General features: G+C 60.7%; 14 protein-coding genes. 4 read left to right on the top strand and 10 right to left on the bottom strand.

Annotated features, from left to right (window positions below):
• Positions 1-33: 33 nt before the first annotated feature.
• The 7 genes from Thiofri_RS17935 to cmoA all read right to left on the bottom strand — a co-directional run bounded on the left by Thiofri_RS17935 (position 34) and on the right by cmoA (position 8,434).
• Positions 34-1,707: a LuxR C-terminal-related transcriptional regulator gene (locus Thiofri_RS17935; RefSeq protein WP_009147511.1), complete on the bottom strand. Its 1,674-nt coding sequence runs from the start codon at positions 1,705-1,707 to the stop codon at positions 34-36.
• A 25-nt stretch (positions 1,708-1,732) separates the two neighbouring features.
• Positions 1,733-3,658: an efflux transporter outer membrane subunit gene (locus Thiofri_RS17940; RefSeq protein ID WP_190275772.1), complete on the bottom strand. Its 1,926-nt coding sequence runs from the start codon at positions 3,656-3,658 to the stop codon at positions 1,733-1,735.
• A 457-nt stretch (positions 3,659-4,115) separates the two neighbouring features.
• On the bottom strand, positions 4,116-5,390 hold the full coding sequence (gene serS / locus Thiofri_RS17945) for a serine--tRNA ligase (protein WP_009147508.1): 1,275 nt from the start codon (positions 5,388-5,390) through the stop codon (positions 4,116-4,118).
• Between the two features lie 6 nt (positions 5,391-5,396).
• Complete coding sequence (locus Thiofri_RS17950) at positions 5,397-5,723, bottom strand: DUF190 domain-containing protein (RefSeq protein ID WP_009147507.1); 327 nt, start codon at positions 5,721-5,723, stop codon at positions 5,397-5,399.
• Between the two features lie 84 nt (positions 5,724-5,807).
• Positions 5,808-6,191: a fluoride efflux transporter CrcB gene (gene crcB / locus Thiofri_RS17955; RefSeq protein WP_009147506.1), complete on the bottom strand. Its 384-nt coding sequence runs from the start codon at positions 6,189-6,191 to the stop codon at positions 5,808-5,810.
• A 402-nt stretch (positions 6,192-6,593) separates the two neighbouring features.
• Entirely contained in the window at positions 6,594-7,595 is a 1,002-nt protein-coding gene (cmoB, locus tag Thiofri_RS17960; protein ID WP_009147505.1) for a tRNA 5-methoxyuridine(34)/uridine 5-oxyacetic acid(34) synthase CmoB, read from the bottom strand.
• A gap of 92 nt (positions 7,596-7,687) precedes the next feature.
• Positions 7,688-8,434 (bottom strand): carboxy-S-adenosyl-L-methionine synthase CmoA, encoded by a 747-nt coding sequence (gene cmoA / locus Thiofri_RS17965; RefSeq protein ID WP_009147504.1) that lies wholly within the window; start codon positions 8,432-8,434, stop codon positions 7,688-7,690.
• Positions 8,435-8,547: 113 nt separating this feature from the next.
• Between cmoA and ppk1 the strand changes: the two genes are divergently transcribed.
• The gene (ppk1, locus tag Thiofri_RS17970) at positions 8,548-10,836 is read left to right on the top strand and encodes a polyphosphate kinase 1 (protein ID WP_009147503.1); all 2,289 of its coding nucleotides are present in this window, start codon (positions 8,548-8,550) and stop codon (positions 10,834-10,836) included.
• A gap of 184 nt (positions 10,837-11,020) precedes the next feature.
• On the opposite strand, the gene Thiofri_RS17975 is transcribed toward ppk1, so the two are convergent.
• Both Thiofri_RS17975 and ilvB read right to left on the bottom strand, forming a co-directional pair.
• Positions 11,021-11,467 carry a hypothetical protein gene (locus Thiofri_RS17975; RefSeq protein WP_009147502.1) on the bottom strand — a complete coding sequence of 149 codons (447 nt, stop codon included), beginning with the start codon at positions 11,465-11,467 and terminating at the stop codon, positions 11,021-11,023.
• A 333-nt stretch (positions 11,468-11,800) separates the two neighbouring features.
• Positions 11,801-13,576, bottom strand: a complete 1,776-nt coding sequence (gene ilvB, locus Thiofri_RS17980) for a biosynthetic-type acetolactate synthase large subunit (RefSeq protein ID WP_009147501.1) — start codon at positions 13,574-13,576, stop codon at positions 11,801-11,803.
• A 315-nt stretch (positions 13,577-13,891) separates the two neighbouring features.
• Between ilvB and Thiofri_RS17985 the strand changes: the two genes are divergently transcribed.
• The 3 genes from Thiofri_RS17985 to Thiofri_RS17995 are packed head-to-tail and all read left to right on the top strand — an operon-like array spanning position 13,892 to position 16,784.
• Positions 13,892-15,088: an aspartate aminotransferase family protein gene (locus Thiofri_RS17985; protein WP_009147500.1), complete on the top strand. Its 1,197-nt coding sequence runs from the start codon at positions 13,892-13,894 to the stop codon at positions 15,086-15,088.
• A gap of 4 nt (positions 15,089-15,092) precedes the next feature.
• On the top strand, positions 15,093-16,034 hold the full coding sequence (gene argF, locus Thiofri_RS17990) for an ornithine carbamoyltransferase (RefSeq protein ID WP_009147499.1): 942 nt from the start codon (positions 15,093-15,095) through the stop codon (positions 16,032-16,034).
• Positions 16,035-16,052: 18 nt separating this feature from the next.
• Entirely contained in the window at positions 16,053-16,784 is a 732-nt protein-coding gene (locus tag Thiofri_RS17995) for a TIGR04211 family SH3 domain-containing protein (RefSeq protein ID WP_009147498.1), read from the top strand.
• Here the strand turns inward: Thiofri_RS17995 and ilvD are convergent.
• On the bottom strand, positions 16,781-18,631 hold the full coding sequence (ilvD, locus tag Thiofri_RS18000) for a dihydroxy-acid dehydratase (RefSeq protein WP_009147497.1): 1,851 nt from the start codon (positions 18,629-18,631) through the stop codon (positions 16,781-16,783). The genes Thiofri_RS17995 and ilvD overlap by 4 nt on opposite strands.
• Positions 18,632-18,637 lie beyond the last annotated feature (6 nt).

An 18,637-nucleotide genomic window follows, 5' to 3' on the forward strand; every position in this document is an offset into this window, starting at 1 on the left:
CCTTAAATAATCCGCCAAGCTGGCCGCGTGCGATCAGATCAAGATCGAAGCAATCCCTCGCTGCATAAGAGGCTTTGAGAAGCGGATAAGTTGATCGGTTCCTGCAAGATGCAGTAGACCCGCGTCAACCGCCACTCGCACGCTCTGATCAACATCCGTTAGCGGCAGGCCAGTGAGGCTCTGAATGCGGCTCGGCGTCGGCTCTTCGGTCGATTGCACCAAAATTCGCAATACTCGCCAGTCCAGGGGATGCTGGTCCAGCTCGGTGGCAATGGCGAGCAACACCGGTAATGTGATGCTGTGATGAGAGTTTTTACTCAGCTCCAGCAAGAATAGCGGAAGCCCCTCGGTAAGCTCCAGCAAGACAGTATGATCCTGATTCTCTGCGCGAGAGGCCGTGTTGTTTTCATCCCCACCCAGGTGCGGTCTGCATGATAACAAGAACCCTTCCAGATCATCCGAGTCGATGCCTTGCACCCTGATGGACTCGGCATCTTTGAGAATTTGGGTACGCGCTGTAAGGATTACCAGACAGCCTTGGGCCAAGGCGGGCTGCAATCGATCCATCAAGTCTTGTCGCGCTTCCTGCGAGTCAAGCAGGTCAATGTCGTCGATCACCAAGATATTTAGCCCCGGTCCCGGGGGGGCATCCAGGGCCTGAATGGCATCTTCGACTGAGACCGGCCTGCCGGTATCGGCATCCCAGAAACCTGCTGCGGGCGCAGCGGGCATCAGCCGCAAATACCGGGTAAGGCGCCCCTGCATCCGGGCGCGGGCGACCAGATACCGGCAGAGATGCGATTTGCCACTCCCCAGAGGCCCCACCAATTGCCGCAGCTTGCCGGACGGGGTCTCAAGTTCTCCTGCCTGATTTGGGTACAAAAGCTCACCGGGTACCGAGCCCAAGTCCGCAGCAAAGGCTTTATTGAGCGCCCCGAGCGGAAGGCGGCTACCGGCAGCCTTGCCATTGAATGCATGGAGGCTCTCAAGCAGGTGCCGAGCATTCACCCCGAGCGTCAGCATGCCCCCCGGGCAATTGCCCAGAAGGCGCCGTGTCATGGAAATGACCGGGGTGGCTACTGTGTCGCCGGACCAGCGTCCGCGGGCGTTAATGCTGATAACGGCCATTCCGCCGTCGAGGGCGGCCGCCATGGCACCTGTGTCGCACAAACCCTGCCCCAGCGCCTGCTTGTGCAATTGTTGCAGCAGAAGCAAGGCCTTGATTGCATCCCAGACTGAGGGTCTGCGCACACCAAACAGCAGGATATTGATCTCGTCCCCGCCAGGCAGGTGAAACGCCCCCATCTCAGCCGCCAAAGCCTTGACCAACTCCCTGACCTGCGCTTGTCCATTCGCATTCAGCGTGCGCGAAATGCGAACAGCAAGCACGACGCAGGGACGACGGATGAGCATAATATCATCGGCCCAGTCGGCACCCGCAACCGCTGACCCGCTATCGCGGGCAGCGGAGTCATCGAACATATCTTTACCCTGAGCGACCGCCATACTGCGGTTCTGGACCTGCATCCGCTTGAACAGTGCGGCGATATGCTGCTTGACGGTGCCGAGGCTAATGTCTAGCTCGTTGGCAATTTCCTTGTTCACCTTCCCTTTACACATCAAGCCCAGAATCTGGCGCTGCCGCGGTGTCAGCGCGAGCGCGCGCGGGGCTCCGTTCTCTCCATGAGCGCTGGATGACTTGCTCATCGGTTCAAGGCGCCTTCTTCATGGACTATTTGACGTTCAAATCCGGGCCCTTGCCGGCAGCCGGTAACTCGCGGAGCGGATCGGGCCAGGGGAAACGTCCGGCAACGGCTGTCTCCGGCTGCTCATTCTCGATGACATCGCAACGCGTCTGTTGCTTGCGTAGGGCACTGCACCAGTCTCTCGCCTCTTGTTTTGTCGTAAAGACTTCCACCGCCAGTTTGTACCAGGTCGCCGCGCGGCCCTCGGGCGCGACTGTCGGGATCGGTTGCAAGGCGAGCAAGGCATGGCCATCGACAAGCTCCGGGAAGCGATTCATCAGGTCGCGCCATGTTGCTTCCAAACCCTCGCGCGCGTGGATACCGGACAGGCTGACGAGCCACTCGTTCGGGTCCTCGCCCAGTCTGCCTCCACCCTTTCTTGGGGGTTTGTTCTCGTACCAGCCGTCGCTGGGCGGCCACTTGGTCGTGATTGTCAGAGGCGGCGCCTTACCGCTGAGCACGCTAGCCAGCTCGAGCTTGGGACGATCACCATCGCCAGGTAGCGGCGCCCGACGAGGCGCCCCGCCCCCCAGAGAGGCAAACAAATCGACATAGCTGCGGTAGTTGTCTCCGTTGAAGATATACAAGTCATCCATGTAACGATGATAGGTGCGGGCAGTATCCAGCCATGTCAGGTAGTCGATCCCACCGGCAAGGTAGGCCTCCTGACTGTTGGTCCAGGCGCTCCGTGCGGCCTTGGTTGCCTCGCGCTGCAGCCCTAGTCGCTTCTCGGTCTTCTCGATAGAGGCAAGCGCGCCCTCGACCTCAATACTGGCGCCGTATAGAACCTTGACATAGGTTTCGAGGAGTTCCTCGTAGACGGCTCGCGAATAGTCAACTTCGCGCTTTCTGCGGCCAGCGTCGAACACTGTCGCCGATAGGTTGGCGATAAAGCGCGTGAATAGGGTGTGAGGCATGAAGATCTCTTCGATGAACTCACTGCCGTAACCGATCTCTCCGGTGAGATCCAGAGGAGGCAATATCCGTGCACGCGCCACGTCGATATCCGCATCTGCCGCAAGCAGGCCCGCCTCGACGGCTCTGACATCGGGCCGCTGTAGCAGCAGAGCCGCCGGAATGCCCGGTTTCACGCGTGGCTTGTCGAGCATGTCCAGACCATATATGGGCAATTTGACACTGTCCGACATGGCACCAACCAGCACAACAATCCGATTCCTTACCCGTTCTCGCTCAAGAGCGATGGCGGGCTTGTCCGCTTGGGAACCTTTGACGGCGGTGCGCTGCTTTTCAACATCAATCAGGGTCGCGTCGCCTGACTCAAGGCGTTTTGCCATGCCATTAAGCATTTGCCCGAGAACTTTTTCTGTATCGAAGGCAACGCGCATCCTGTCGTTCAATACCAGATAATCGATAAAGGCTCTGGTCACATCGCTGGTTAACTGACGCACGCGCTCGTCGTAGTCAAACACCGCCCGCCACAGATCATAGTCAGCGGATTCGGACAGGGACTTAAGCTCTCCCCAGAGGTCGACCCGCCAGTCAGCGCGCAAACCCGCTTGATAGGTCTCTCGGGTTACCAGGTCCTCGCCGCGCGCGCGCGAGCCGGCACCTCCGTCAGGAGATTCATACTCGTATCGAGCTGGCGCCGACACCTCCGGCAGGCGACCACCCTCAGCCTGCGAGGCTCTGGCCAGCGCCTGCATGACGCGCTGCGAGGCAATGCGAAGGTCGGGGTCGTTGGCGATGGCGCGATCAATGAGCCGGTTAAGATCCTCGTTGTCCAACAAGCGCCACCAATAGGCAAGCGCTGCTTCCCCGGGCGTCGGCTCCCAGACCTCGCCATCGCGCAGCAAGGGGTTTTCATAAGCGTCGGTCAGCGGGATATCTGGTGTGTCATAGCGGGGTCGCTTGATAGCACAGCCTGACAAAAGCGCTACAACCAGAACCAGCAAGGTTGCGCGCAACGCCCATGAGAACCGGGCACATCGGCGACCGCCTGCCATGAATCCGGTGGGGGGGCACCGAAGCAGCGGCGTCAAACCCTGCTCCTGAGTCAAGATGCCCATTGTTCGTAGCCGTCCCATCTGCTTTCCCTCCAGGCGCCATATGACGCTTGCAAAAACCGCTAAGCAACTACTGTAACAATAGCCTGTATTGACCTGCTTTTCAAAGTTTTTTTGAAAAAAACAAGATTATCAGCGGTTCTCGTTGGGGTGATGCAGAGCGCGCCGCCGTGCGGCGACGCCCAGAGATGCCTCCACGCCATATCTGCCGCGTTCGATGGGTGGGATGGGCAGTTACAAAAAAACGACGCCAACTTATGTCATTTTCGTGACGCAAGCTATCCGTATTTTCACTCTGGGCACCTACGGAGTTTGGGTGCAAATCCTTCGGGCTGATGGCGATACGTCAGCGAAGAACATCCTGCCCGCCAAGGTAGGGCTGTAGCGACTGAGGGATGCGGATGCTGCCATCGGCTTGTTGGCCGTTTTCGATCAGCGCGACCAGGGTGCGGCCAACAGCAAGGCCGGAGCCGTTGAGCGTATGCAGGAGTTCGGGCTTGCCGGTGTCGGGGTGGCGGTAGCGCGCGAGCAGGCGGCGTGCCTGGAAGTCACGGAAGTTACTGCACGATGAGATTTCTCGGTAACACTGCTGGCCGGGCAGCCAGACCTCGAGATCGTAGGTTTTTGTGGCGGAGAAGCCGAGGTCGCCGGCGCACAGGGTGACGACGCGATAGGGCAGCTCCAAGCGTTGCAGGATAGTCTCGGCATGACCGGTGAGTTGCTCGAGTGCGGCCATGGACTCTTCGGGGCGCACGGCTTGCACCAGCTCGACTTTCTCGAACTGATGCTGGCGGATCATGCCGCGCGTGTCCTTGCCGTGGGAGCCGGCCTCGCTGCGGAAGCAGGGAGTGTGGGCGACGAAGCGCTGGGGCAGATTGTCTTGCTCCAGAATACGGTCGCGCAGCAAGTTGGTGACTGGCACCTCGGCGGTCGGGATGAGATAAAAATCCCGCTCACCGGGAATTTTGAATAGGTCCTGCTCGAACTTGGGCAATTGCCCGGTACCCTCCAGGCTGGTGGCGTTGACCAGGTAGGGGACGTAAACCTCCTGGTAGCCATGCTCCTGGGTATGGATGTCGAGCATGAACTGCACCAGCGCCCGTTGCAACCGCGCCATGGGGCCGTTGAGCACGACGAAGCGGGCGGCGGCAATGGTGGCTGCGCGGTCGAAGTCCATCCAGCCACCAGCGGTGCCGAGGTCAACATGGTCGCGCGGCGCGAAGTCGAAGGCTGGCGGCTCGCCCCAACGGCGCTCCTCGCGGTTGGCAGACTCATCTTTGCCGTCGGGCACGCTGGCATCGGGCAGATTGGGTAGGCCCAGAGCGATGGCGCGCAGTTGCTCCTGAATGTCGCCAAGCTCGGCATCGAGTTGTTTGAGCTCTTCACCAAAGGCGCTGACCTCGGCCTTGAGCGGTTCGATGTCCTCGCCAGCGGCACGCGCCTTGCCAATAGCCTTGGAACGCGTATTGCGCAGGTTTTGCAGCTCCTGCACCCGCACTTGCACTTGCTTGCGCCGCTCTTCGAGCGCTTGAATGCCGGCGGTATCGAACGCGAAGCCGCGGCGTGCCAGTTGCGCGGCGACTTGATCGAGTTCCGCGCGTAACAGTCGGGGGTCTAACATGAGTCTTTAAGCCTTTTGGTCCAATTGGACTGGTTCCACCAGCACATTCCAAGACACCAGATGTCCTGTGTCGACAAAATCGCGAATCCGCTCGATGGCCAGGCGCACTCGCTCCGGGCGGTCGAAGAACTCCAGCACCAACGGCAAATCGGCGGACAGATCAAGCAGGCTAGCGCTGTGCACCACGCCTGAGGTGCCAAAGCCAGCCACACCCCGCATCACGGTGGCCCCGCAGATGTGCAGCTCATCGTGCAGGCACTTGAGCAGAGCTTTCAGTTCCCGGTCGGATTCCGACAGGTACACCCGAACCATGGTGGCTTCGATCAAGGTCATTTTTGGCACCTTTTTTAGTAGTCCGTGGTCAACCGGTCGCGGCGAATTGGTTCGCCACAGACACTTGCGCTTTTCCGCCGGCCTTCACAGCGCCCTCGCCGCGATCATGCCAAGCCAGCAGGCGCCGAGGCACAGCAGCACACTGACACTGACGTTCAACAAGGCACGCAGCACCTCGCCCTGCTCCACCAGCGTCAGGGTTTCGAGCGAAAAGGTAGAGAAGGTGGTGAAAGCGCCAAGAAAGCCGATGAGAATCGCCGAACGCCATTCGGCCGAAACCAGGCTACGCTCAAGAAAAAGCACGAAGAGCGCGCCCATCAGCAGCGAGCCACTGACATTAACGGCCAGAGTGCCCCAGGGAAACTCTCGGCCAAGCAGGCGATACACGCCGGTGGAGACGGCAAAGCGGGCAACCGCACCAAAGGCACCACCGGCAGCGATGGCACTCAGTTGCAAGATGGCAGGCATAACATCGGTCGCATCTCGGCGGATGATTCAGGCGCTTGTATTACTCATGGGGTGATCGCTGCATGAAGCCGATTGGCTTGACTTTCGCGAAGGGGCATTATACCCATTCCTCTTGTGACTCGCCTGCGATCAACCGCCACAAACAATATAGCGAACCCCTTTGAGAGTTCGGCTGGTTCTGGGCCGGGTGACGGCCACGGGGGACGCCGTAAATACCTCCCTGTAGGCTTCCCGGCGGCGTTCCTGATCCGATCAAGGGCCGCCGAGCCCCCCCGTGACCGCCACCCGACCCAAACAGAAAACCGACAACAGGTTTTGACAGAAACCCTGGCGGCGCTAAGCCAGGCAGCCCGGCGTCTACAGGCGACCCATACTGGACTCGGCGCGCGCTAAGGCGATCGATCAAGCCTCTGCAAGAAGCATGGCTCGTACTGGGGCCGGGTGACCTTCGCAGGTGCGGCTTGGCTCTTTGGGATCGAGAAAATCGGCCAGTGACTGAAAGCGCATCCACTCGGTGCTGCGCTGCTCGGCGCTGGTGGTAGGTGTCAGATCGACCAGTTCGATATGGCAAAAGCCGGTCTCGCGCAGCCAGGCATTTAGGCGCGTCACACTCGGGATAGCATAGACATTGCGCATCTGCGCATAGCGACCGGAGGGCTCCAGCAGCGCATCGCCCGGCGCATCCAGCACCAGGGTTTCCAGCAGCAGCCGTCCGCCTGGGCGCAGCAGGCGGCGCAGAATATTCAGATGCCGCAGCGGGTCGCGGCGATGGTAGAGCACCCCCATGGACAGCAGCAGGTCTACACCGGCGGTTTGATCATACAGATCCTCATCGGCCAGGGGCAGCACGGCGAGTCTGTCGCTGCGCAGAAAGTGATTGACCGCGAGAAACTGGGCGACAAAGCGCAAGCCGGGGTCGATACCCAGCACCAGCCGTGCGCCGGCGCCCAGAGCGCGATAGCCGTAGTAGCCGTTGCCGCAGCCGAGATCCAGTACCAGGGCATCACGCAAATCGCCGAGTGCCCCAGCTGCGCGTGCCCATTTCCAGTCGGAGCGCCATTCGGCGTCGATCGTGACACCATGCAGGCAGAAGGGGCCTTTGCGCCAGGGATGCAGGCCCATGAGGGCGTCGCGCAGTTCGCCGTGGGCTGCCGCATCCAGCGGCTGCGCGGACATGACCCCGACGCAGGGCTGGTCGAAACATCGCTCATGGGGCTGAATGTCTGGCAGGCGCGCGAGCAGCGCCATCCACTGCGACCAGTCCCCGTGCCGGGGTGCTTGCAGACGTTCTTGCGTCAAGGCGCGCAACCGGGGCAGCCAGGCGCCTGCAGCGCTCTCTTGCCAGTGGGCGAAGAAGGGAGCAAAGGGTACTAAGGCGCTTTGCGCGAAATCCTGGACCACCATGTTCTATTCCAATGCAGCGCAGACCTCTCCCAGTTGAGCCAATACAGTCGCCTCTGCTAGCGCACTGTTGGGATTTTGGTCAGATAGATCACCTAAGCCCAGGCGGCCCAGGCCATGAAGTTGAGACACTGAAACCAGGGCACCACCTGGGTGAAACCGGCTGCGCGCAGCCGCTCGGCATGCACCTCGGGCGCATCCAGGCGCATGACCCGTTCCAGTGCGGCGCGCTTGCGGCTGATTTCAAGCTCCGAGTAGCCATTGGCGCGCTTGAACTCGGCGTGCGCCTCGGCGAGCAAGTGTTCGGCATCTGGATTGGCGCATTGCACCTTCTCGGCCAACAGCAGCCCACCGCCCGGTTGCAGGCGCTCGCGCAGGCGTGCAAGCAGCGCCAGGCGCTGCTCGGGCGCGATAAATTGCAGTGTCAAATTCAGAATCAGCAGGCTGGCGCCGCTGGTGTCAACCTCCGTTAGATCCTCGCAGCGCGCTTGCAGCCTCCCGCCTGCGACCTCCTCGGCCAAGCGTTGGTTCAGGCGGTCGATCATGGCCTGGGAGTTGTCCACCGCCACCACTCGCAGCCCCAGATGGCGATACTGCCCCAGCAGCGCCGCGCTCACTGCACCAAGCGAACAGCCGAGGTCGAAGCAGCGCGCGTCGGGGTGCAGAAAGCGCCTGGCCAGCACCGCCATCAGTTTTACCAGGTCGCAATAACAGGGCACGGAACGGCTGATCATGTCGGGAAACACCCGCGCGACCGAGTCATCGAAGGCGAAATCTCCGGGCGCCGCCTCCATGCCTGCGTAGAGACGGTCGCGCGTATTCTGCTGAAAGTCTTCGGTCATCTGGTCAATTTACGGCAACACAAGTGCGGCGAAAGGCTGCTAGCATAACGCGTTTACCCCGGCTAGACGCCAGCCTCCCGTCGCTGTTCCACACTGCTGATCAGGACACACCCATGACGTTTACTGATACTACCGATGCTCAGGATTCCGCCACGCCGCGTTCGATGGACCCCGAGCCCAATGAGCCAAAAGCCATGGATTCGGGGCCGAGCGATCTCAACCAGCCAGAACCCGAATCCGCCACTGCCCCGGCGGCGGAAGAAATCGATCTCGATGATCCGGCGCTCTATCTGAACCGCGAGCTGACCTGGCTGGCCTTTAATCGACGGGTGCTACATGAGGGCGAGGACCCGCGCACGCCGCTGCTGGAGCGGGTGAAGTTTCTGGCCATTGTCAGCAACAATCTCGATGAGTTCTTCATGAAGCGCATCGGCGGGCTCAAGCAGCAACTTGCCGCCGGCGTGCATTCGCGCACCATCGACGGGCGCACACCAGAACAGCAGCTGGCGGAATGCCGCGAGGTGATCGCCCAGATTCAGGACGATCAGATGCGGCTCTTCAACAGCCTGATGGAGGAACTGGAGGCCCAGGACATTCGTCTGGTCAGCATCAGCGCCTTACCTGACGATGCGCGTGAGCGCCTGCGCGAGCACTTCCGCACCAACATCTTTCCCATGATCACGCCGTTGGCGATGGACCCGACCCATCCCTTCCCCTTTATCTCTAATCTGGCACTCAATCTGCTGGTGCGCCTGCGCTACCCCGGCGGCAACGAGACCTATCTGGCGCGCATCAAGGTGCCTGTCAGCAAGGATGTGTCCAAGCGGCTGATTCAGGTCGATGACGTTAATACCTTTGTGACCCTCGACGATTTGATCAAGCACAACCTCGACATGCTCTTTCCTGGCATGGAGATCGAGAGCTGTGAACTGTTCCGTGTCACCCGCAACGCCATTGTCGAGCCCGAAGCCGAGGCGGCCAACGATCTGCTGGAGATGATCGAAACCGAGCTGCGCGAGCGCCACTTCGCGCCCATTGTGCGCCTGGAGGTGCAGGCCGGCATGGACCCAGTGCATCGCGGCATGCTAGCGGCGGAACTCGGCCTGAACGAGGCCGAGGATGTCTTTGAGGTCGCCGGCATGATCGCCAAGCGCGATCTATTCGAACTGGCTGGACTCAACCAGCCCGAGTTGCATGACAAGACCCATCGTCCCGGCGATCACCCGCTGCTGGCCAACGACAGGCGCAACATCTTTCATGTGATCCGCGAAAATGGACCACTGCTGCTACAGCACCCCTATGAGTCCTTCTCAACCACGGTGGAGCGGTTTCTGTCGACTGCCGCAAAGGATCCCAAGGTACTGGCGATTAAAATGACGCTGTATCGCACCTCGGCCGGGGCTATTCTGGATGCCTTGATCGCAGCGGCACGCAACGGCAAGCAGGTCGCGGTGCTAGTGGAACTCAAGGCGCGCTTTGATGAAGCGGCCAATATCGGCTGGGCGCGGCGATTGGAGTCCGAGGGGATTCACGTCACCTATGGCGTGATGGGATTAAAAACCCACAGCAAGCTGATTTTTGTGGTGCGACGGGATTACGCTCAGCTGCGCCGTTATTATCACATCGGCACGGGCAATTATCATTCCGGCACCGCCAAGCTCTATACCGATCTTGGCATGCTCGGCTGCGACGAGGACATTGCCCAGGATCTGACCGAGCTGTTCAATTACCTGACCGGCTACTCCCCACCGCCGAGTTATCGCAAAATTCTGGCCGCGCCCTACACCCTCAAGCCGGGCATTCTGAGCCGCATTCAACGCGAGATCGAGCATCATCAGCGCGACGGTGGCGGCCTAATCCAGATGAAAATGAACGCGCTTGAGGATCCGGATATTACCCGCGCGCTCTACAAGGCCAGCCGTGCCGGAGTGAAGGTGGACCTCATTGTGCGCGACACCTGCCGCTATCGGCCCGGCGTGCCGGGTCTGTCCGAAACCGGCCGGGTGGTCAGCATTGTCGGGCGCTTTCTGGAGCATGCGCGGATTCTGTACTTCCGCAACGGTGGTGAGGAGGAGTATTACTTCGGCTCGGCCGACATGATGCGGCGCAATCTGGAGTCCCGGGTGGAAGTCCATGCCCCGGTCGAGAGCCCGGAGCTACGCCAGGAACTGCGGCTGATTCTCGACGTGCAGCTCGCCGACACCCGCTCGGCCTGGGACATGCAGCCCGATGGGACCTATGTGCAGCGCCAGCCGGCCGATGAAAACACCAAGGGCGCGCAGGAGTTGCTAATTCAGGTTGCCGAAAAGCGCCTAGCCGCAGCAGCTAAGCACAAGGAGAAAAACTTGCGCTCGCGGCTGCTGAGCCATTTCGAGCGCCGGCTGGCGGCGAATCAGGGATGACGCGCCCGTGAGGACCTACCAGCAATGACCTACCGGTGATAACGCGCCGGGGCTGATCGAATCAGACTCGGTTGAAATCGGCCGGCGCTCCCCGCGCTGCCGGTTCCGATCACGCCGGATATCCGGTCACACCAGAGACCTCATCACACCAGATCTTGTCACCCAAACTTCTTATCACCCAAACTTAGGCCGCTTCCGCAGCGTGCTCTTCAAGTTTGCGGATCAGCGGATACAGGTGCTCGGTCTCGCGCTGGATGCGATCGAGCACCAGGCCGAACATCTGCTGGGTCTCGCTCAGAAAATGCTGATGGTCGCGAATTTGCAGGCGCCGCTGCGGCTCTGAGCACCATTCTTTGAGGTACTGGTTGAAAATCCGCTTGATTTCCGTCGAGCCGGACAAAAACCGGTTCGCGGTGTTTTTCACCGCCTGATCCGGGTAGGAAATCAAACGGCCGCAGATTTCCCGATCAACCAGCTCGATGTGCTCCTTAACCTTTGTCGAGTATTCAAAAAACACATCACAGGCGGTTTCTGTATCGCACATTTCACGATTTTGCACCAGATACAGAAAGATATTGGACAGTTCCGTGATTTTATGGTTTTGCGCGTGTAGCTGAGAGAAGACGATCATCGCTGAATCCTCCGGCGACTTGGTGGCAGTGCTGTCGACTTTTCACAGGTTTTGGGCAGTGGTGGCCAAAAACCAGGAAGTCGGCTTTTTTTTAGTTTATACCGAACCCCCTATGAGATTCAGCTCGTTCTGGGTCGGGAACACATTCCCCAACAGATTCGACGCGAAAATGAAGCCCATCCTTGACCCTAATTCTGACACAGATTGCTCCGTCCGAACAGCCGTGAAAATCCCAAGTTGACAGCTGTGGATTAAGCATTCACCGCTACTGCTCCTTTGCTCCTTGTGGTCCCAGGCAGATGCCAGGCGGTACCTAAGCTTTTGGGATAGACATCAGGCGGCATTCGCCCCAGCAGCAGGCGTGACACTGGAGGCAATCATGGCATCAAGCTTCTTGCCTGGCGGCACCATGGGTAGCACATCTTCGGCCTTGTCTATCCACACATCCACCAGCACGCTGCCGTCTTGATTGAGTGCCTCGCGGATACTCTCGCGCATGCCGAGCGGGCCACGAATGCGCTGGGTTTTCAAGCCCGGATACACATGGCTCAGGCCAGTCAGGTTGGGGACTTGCCGCCGACAGGTCTGGTCGATGGTCATGCAGTCAGGCTCGCAATCTTCGTTGCGCGCCAGGCAGGTTTCGTAATGATGGCCGCCGTCCATCATGTCCTCCCACTGGCGCACCATACCGAGAAAGCTGTTGTTAAGCACAAACATCTTCAGCGGAATGCGGTGGGCAACCACGGTGGCCAGCTCCTGGATGTTCATCTGAAAACTACCATCACCGTCGACCAGCACCACGGGCTTGTCCGGATTGGCAAACCAGGCACCAATGGCCGCCGGCAGACCAAAGCCCATAGTGCCTAGCCCACCGGAGCTGATCCACTGGCGCGGACGCTTGAAGCCATAGTATTGCGCCGCCCACATTTGATGTTGACCCACGCCTGTGACCAAGGTTGCATCGCCCTTGGTCAGCTCCGAGAGTGCCTCTATGACCGCCTGGGGCTTGATGTAATCGCCCTGCGCATAAGGCAGGGGCATTTGTTTGCGCCACTCGCCGATGCGGACCATCCAAGCGGAGTGTTGCGCGCGGCGATTGGTACCAAGCGCATGGGCAAAAAACTCATCGAGCGAGGCCACCAGTGCCAGATCAGTCTTGATGGTCTTGTCGATTTCGGAGGGGTCTATGTCCACATGGGCAATGCGCTTGCCGTCGGCAAAACCCTTGACCGCGACCCGATCATCGAAGCGACCGCCGAGCGTGAGGATAAAATCGGCCTCGCGCAGAGCATAGTTGGCCGGAATGCTGCCATGCATACCGGGCATGCCAAGCGCGTGGGGCGCATCCATGGGCACCGCGCCCAGCGCGTTGAAGGTGGTGGTGACCGGGGTATCGAAGCGCTCGACAAACTGGCGCAGCGCCCCGGAAACACCGGCATGAATAATGCCCCCCCCGGCCTTGATCACCGGACGATCAGCGGCGGCAAGGGCATCGAGAATGCGATCAGCGGCGGCGGGATCAAAGGGCAGCGGCTCGCGATGGCGCACACGTGGCGGATTGGGATGATCGAGCAGCGCGATTTGCGCGTCCTTGCAGATATCGACCACCACCGGCCCCGGACGCCCCGAACCAGCCAGCACAAAAGCCTCGCGCAGCGTCCACTCAAGGTCCGCCACCGTCTTGACCAGATAATTGTGCTTGGAGATAGGCCGGGTCATACCCAGGGTATCGACTTCCTGGAAGGCATCGCTACCAATGGCCGAACTCGGCACCTGCCCGGTAATGAAGACTGTGGGCACCGAGTCCTTGTAGGCATCGGCAATAGGGGTGGCCAGGTTGGTCGCGCCCGGACCGGAGGTGGCCAGCGCCACACCAACCCGACCGCCCGCGCGGGCATAGCCTTCGGCGGCATGACCCGCCCCGCCCTCCTGGCGACACAGAATAAAGCGCGGCACCCGCTCGCCGCGACGCATACGTTTGTTCAACTCGACATGCAGCGGGATGACCGCGCCTCCGGTGTGACCGAAAATACAATCAATGCCCAGATCGTTTAGCACATCGAACAGAATGGCCGCACCGCTGCGACGCGTCGGAACCGAAGCAGTCATGAAATACCTTTAAAAAGCTGAATCAAACAAGTGTTCTGTTTTGGGTCGGGTAGCGCTCACAGGGTTCCCGGCATCCCCGCTGGGCATCGCCCCGCCCGAAACAAGTCAAACGTCCATGTCCGCCGAGTACAACCCTGCAAAAAATGTGTGAGTTGTGAGCCTGTGCCGCACGCTGATATATTAAGCGCTTTCGCCCGTTTGGCACAGAATAGACCTTCAGGCGGTCTCGGCGCTGCCGCGCAAGACCGCCTTGTCGTTTCTGTGATGCACAAACGCAGGGCATAGTGAAAGACTAACGAGACTCCCTGACACCACATGGGCCAATCCCTGATGCCGACCTATTCCCCTTTGCCAGTCACTTTCGCTCGCGGCGAAGGTCTCTGGCTGTGGGACACCGAGGGGCGCCGCTATCTGGACGCGATTTCGGGCATCGCCGTCTGCGGGCTCGGGCATGCGCATCCGGGCGTCGCCGCAGCGCTGTGCGAGCAGGCCGGGCGCCTGCTGCATACCTCTAACCTGTATCAAATCGAGGCGCAGCAACAACTCGGTGATCAGCTGACCCGCCTTGCTGGCATGGACCGGGTCTTCTTCGGCAACTCGGGGGCCGAGGCCAACGAGGCGGCGATCAAGCTCGCCCGTTTGCATGCCCATCAGCGCGGCATCAAAGATCCCGTCATTGTCGTGATGGAGTCGAGCTTTCATGGTCGCACCCTGGCCACACTAACGGCCACCGGCAACCGCAAGGCCCAGGCCGGATTCGAGCCTCTGGTGCAGGGCTTCGCGCGCGTACCCTACAATGACCTCGAAGCCATCGATAAGGTCGCCACCAGTCCCGCCAGCATTGTTGCGGTGCTGGTCGAGCCCATCCAGGGCGAGGGCGGCGTCATCCTGCCGACGCCCGACTATCTGCGCGGTCTGCGCGAGCGCTGTGATCGGCACGGCTGGCTGCTGATGCTCGATGAAATCCAGACCGGCATGGGCCGCACTGGCCAGCTGTTTGCCTACCAGCATGCCGGCATCCTGCCCGATGTGATGACCCTGGCCAAGGGGCTGGCCAATGGGGTGCCCATCGGCGCCTGCCTGGCGCGAGGACCAGCGGCCGAGGTTCTGGGCCCTGGCAGTCACGGCTCCACCTTCGGCGGCAATCCGCTCGCCTGCAAGGCGGCCCTGGCGGTCTTGCAAACACTCGAGCAGGAGGCCCTGCCGGAGCAGGCCGCTCGCCAGGGCGCGGCCCTGCTGGAGCAACTGCGCACGACCATTGGCGACCTGCCCGGCGTGCGCGACATTCGCGGGCTTGGCCTGATGATTGGCATCGAGCTTGAACGCGACTGCGCGGAACTCACCCGGCAGGCGCTCGATCAGGGCCTGCTGATCAATGTCACCGCCGGGCGGGTCGTGCGGCTGCTGCCACCGCTGATCATCGACGACGAGCAGATCGGCTTACTCGTCGACGGGCTGGCCACGCTGATTCGCCGTTTTCTCGCCCATCAACCGACTGAGGCTTCGGGGTAGCGCCATGGCACAGCGAAAAGACCGCCCACTGCGGCATTTTCTCACCCTGCTTGATCTCTCCACAGAAGAAGCGCGGGCACTGATTGATCGCGCCTTGGTGCTCAAGCGCCTTCAGCGCGAAGGCACTGCCTATCTGCCGCTGCAACAGCGCACGCTGGCCATGGTGTTTGAAAAATCCTCCACCCGCACCCGGGTCTCTTTTGAGGCTGGCATGGCACAGCTCGGTGGCCACGCGCTTTTCTTGTCCCCGCGCGACACCCAGCTTGGCCGCGGCGAGCCCATCCCCGACAGCGCCCGCGTGCTCTCGCGCATGGTCGATGCAGTCATGATACGCACCTATGCGCAGGACACTATTGAGACCTTCGCGGCCTACTCCCAAGTGCCCGTCATCAATGGCCTGACAGACCGCTTCCATCCCTGCCAGTTGCTTGCCGACATGCTGACCTATCAGGAGCACCGGGGGCCGATTTGCGGGCGGCGCGTCGCCTATATTGGCGATGGCAACAACATGTGTCACTCCTACATCAACGCCGCCCGACTGTTTGACTTTGAGCTGCGCATCGCCTGCCCGCCAGGTTTCGAGCCGGATGACGAGCTGCTCGCCGCCAACGGCGACCGCTGCCATCTCTCGCACGACCCGGCGACAGCCATCACCAACGCCGACCTGGTCGTCACTGACGTCTGGGCGAGCATGGGGCAAGAGGATGAGGAGCGCGAGCGCCGCCAGGCCTTCGCGGGTTTCTGCATCGACCGCGCGCTGCTCACCCAGGCCAATCCAGAGGCGCTGTTCATGCATTGCCTGCCTGCCCATCGCGGTGAAGAAGTCAGCGCAGATGTCATCGACGGGCCCCAATCGGTCGTCTGGGACGAGGCCGAAAATCGCCTGCATGCCCAGAAGGCACTGCTGGAATTTCTTCTGGTCGGTCCGCCACCAGGCCAGGTTTGACTGGAGTCTTAATCAGCCATGTTCAAGCGAGTTGCAAGTTGTCATCCTGCCCCTCATCGCCGCCAATGGGCGCCCAAGCTGATCAGGGCTCTGATCGCCGTGGGGCTCTTGGGAGCAGCCCTGGTCGCCACGGCCGACACTGCCTATGTCACTGATCAGGGCGAATTCAACCTACGCAGTGGCGAGAGTACCAGTCATAAAATCATTCGGGTTCTGCCAAGCGGCGCCTCGGTCCAGGTGTTAAGCAAAGACCGCGAAACAGGCTACTCGCGCGTGCGCACTGAGGATGGGACCACAGGTTTCTTACTCACACGCTATCTCCAGGATGACCCTGCCGCACGGGTTCAGCTCGCGGAAACGCGTGCACGGCTCGATGAGCTACAACAGGAACCCGATCAACTCGCGGCCAAGCTCAGCCGAATCGAAGAAGAGCATCAGGCGCTACAGCAGGAACACCAGACGGTTTCCGAGCGCAATATTGAACTCGAAGAAGCCTTGGCGGTATTTGAGCACACATCAGAGAATATCGTAAACATAAATGAGGAGCGCAACCAGCTACAGAAAGACGTCGCCAAACTCACCCGCACTGTGGGCGAACTTGAGCAGGAAAACCTCGACCTGCGCAGTGGCGACGACCGACGCTGGTTCCTGACCGGAGCCGGCGTCGCCGGCGGCGGTCTGATCATTGGGCTCTTCCTGGCCAGCGCCGGCATCGGACGCCGGCGCAGTGGATCGCGCGACCTGTTTTAGCCGCCAACCCGCGTCACATCTCTGACCGCGCCATGCGCGGCGCTGGTCGTCAATGCCGCATAGGCGCGCAATGCCGTGCTGATGGGGCGTTGGCGTTGCGCCGGCATCCAGGCTCGATCAGCACGTGCCTCCATTTGAGCGCGGCGTTCACCTAACTGCTGCTCCGAGACATCGAGCTGAATGCGTCTGGCCGGGATGTCGATTTCGATCCGATCCCCCTCCTCCACTAGGCCGATGAGGCCTCCTTCGGCTGCTTCTGGTGAAACATGGCCAATCGACAATCCCGAGGTGCCGCCGGAAAAGCGCCCGTCGGTGATGAGCGCACAGAGTTTGCCGAGCCCTTTGGACTTGAGATAGCTGGTGGGATAGAGCATCTCCTGCATCCCCGGGCCGCCTTTCGGTCCTTCGTAACGGATCAGTACGATATCCCCTGCGGTGATGCGGTCGACCAAAATCGCCTGCACGGCATCTTCCTGGCTCTCGAAAACGCGCGCCTGCCCGGTGAACTGCAGAATGGACTCATCGACACCGGCGGTTTTGACAATGCAACCGTCCTCGGCCAAATTGCCATAGAGCACGGCCAGGCCGCCATCACGGCTGTAGGCGGACTCGAGCCGGCGAATGCAGCCCCGATCCCGATCCAAATCCAGCGCCGGCCAGCGTTCGTTCTGGCTAAACGCCTGCTGGGTGGGCACGCCGCCGGGCGCGGCGAGATAACGCTGCACCACGGCCTCGGCATCGGTGCGCATCGGGTCCCACTGATCAAGCGCCCGCGCAAAGGACTCGCTATGCACTGTAGGCACCTCGCGATGGACCAGGCCGGCACGGTCGAGTTCGCCCATGATCCCCATCACTCCGCCGGCACGGTGGACGTCCTCCATGTGATACTGCTGCGTCGCAGGCGCCACTTTGCACAGGTTTGGCACCTTGCGGCTGAGCCGATCGATATCGCTCATCGAAAAAGGCACTCCAGCTTCAAAGGCTGCCGCCAGCAGATGAAGCACGGTGTTGGTTGAACCGCCCATGGCGATATCCAACGACATGGCATTCTCGAACGCCTCGAAGCTCGCAATCGAGCGCGGCAACACGCTGGCATCGTCCTGCTCGTACCAGCGCCGCGCCAGGGACACCACCAGTCGAGCCGCCTCCAGAAACAGATCCCGCCGTGCCTGGTGTGTGGCCAGCAGCGAGCCATTGCCGGGCAGACTCAGACCCAAAGCCTCGGTTAGGCAGTTCATCGAGTTGGCCGTAAACATGCCCGAACAGGACCCGCAGGTCGGGCAGGCGGAGCGCTCATACTCGGCCACCTCGGCATCGGATCTGTTGGAATCGGCTGCCGCGACCATGGCATCGACCAGATCAAGATGCTGCTCGTTCTCGCCACGAATCACCTTGCCCGCCTCCATCGGACCGCCAGAGACGAACACCGTCGGGATGTTCAACCGCAGGGCCGCCATCAGCATGCCAGGGGTGATTTTGTCGCAGTTTGAGATGCACACCAGCGCATCAGCACAATGCGCATTGACCATATATTCAACCGAGTCGGCAATCAGATCGCGCGACGGCAACGAATAGAGCATGCCGCCATGCCCCATGGCGATGCCGTCATCAACGGCGATGGTATTGAACTCCTTGGCCACGCCTCCGGCCCGTTCAATCTCCGCAGCAACCAATTGCCCCATGTCCTTTAGGTGCACATGACCTGGGACAAATTGGGTAAAAGAATTGGCCACTGCAATAATTGGTTTGTCGAAATCACCGTCTTTCATGCCAGTGGCGCGCCAAAGCGCGCGGGCACCGGCCATGTTGCGACCATGAGTGGTTGTTCGAGAGCGATAGTCAGGCATCAGTAT

This window comes from Thiorhodovibrio frisius, assembly GCF_033954835.1.
Lineage (GTDB): Bacteria > Pseudomonadota > Gammaproteobacteria > Chromatiales > Chromatiaceae > Thiorhodovibrio > Thiorhodovibrio frisius.

Coding starts and splice junctions, on each gene's coding strand:
- Thiofri_RS17935 (WP_009147511.1), bottom strand. CDS start 1,707: ATGAGCAAGTCATCCAGCGCTCATGGAGAGAACGGAGCCCCGCGCGCG.
- serS (WP_009147508.1), bottom strand. CDS start 5,390: ATGTTAGACCCCCGACTGTTACGCGCGGAACTCGATCAAGTCGCCGCG.
- Thiofri_RS17950 (WP_009147507.1), bottom strand. CDS start 5,723: ATGACCTTGATCGAAGCCACCATGGTTCGGGTGTACCTGTCGGAATCC.
- crcB (WP_009147506.1), bottom strand. CDS start 6,191: ATGCCTGCCATCTTGCAACTGAGTGCCATCGCTGCCGGTGGTGCCTTT.
- cmoB (WP_009147505.1), bottom strand. CDS start 7,595: ATGGTGGTCCAGGATTTCGCGCAAAGCGCCTTAGTACCCTTTGCTCCC.
- cmoA (WP_009147504.1), bottom strand. CDS start 8,434: ATGACCGAAGACTTTCAGCAGAATACGCGCGACCGTCTCTACGCAGGC.
- ppk1 (WP_009147503.1), top strand. CDS start 8,548: ATGACGTTTACTGATACTACCGATGCTCAGGATTCCGCCACGCCGCGT.
- Thiofri_RS17975 (WP_009147502.1), bottom strand. CDS start 11,467: ATGATCGTCTTCTCTCAGCTACACGCGCAAAACCATAAAATCACGGAA.
- ilvB (WP_009147501.1), bottom strand. CDS start 13,576: ATGACTGCTTCGGTTCCGACGCGTCGCAGCGGTGCGGCCATTCTGTTC.
- Thiofri_RS17985 (WP_009147500.1), top strand. CDS start 13,892: ATGGGCCAATCCCTGATGCCGACCTATTCCCCTTTGCCAGTCACTTTC.
- argF (WP_009147499.1), top strand. CDS start 15,093: ATGGCACAGCGAAAAGACCGCCCACTGCGGCATTTTCTCACCCTGCTT.
- Thiofri_RS17995 (WP_009147498.1), top strand. CDS start 16,053: ATGTTCAAGCGAGTTGCAAGTTGTCATCCTGCCCCTCATCGCCGCCAA.
- ilvD (WP_009147497.1), bottom strand. CDS start 18,631: ATGCCTGACTATCGCTCTCGAACAACCACTCATGGTCGCAACATGGCC.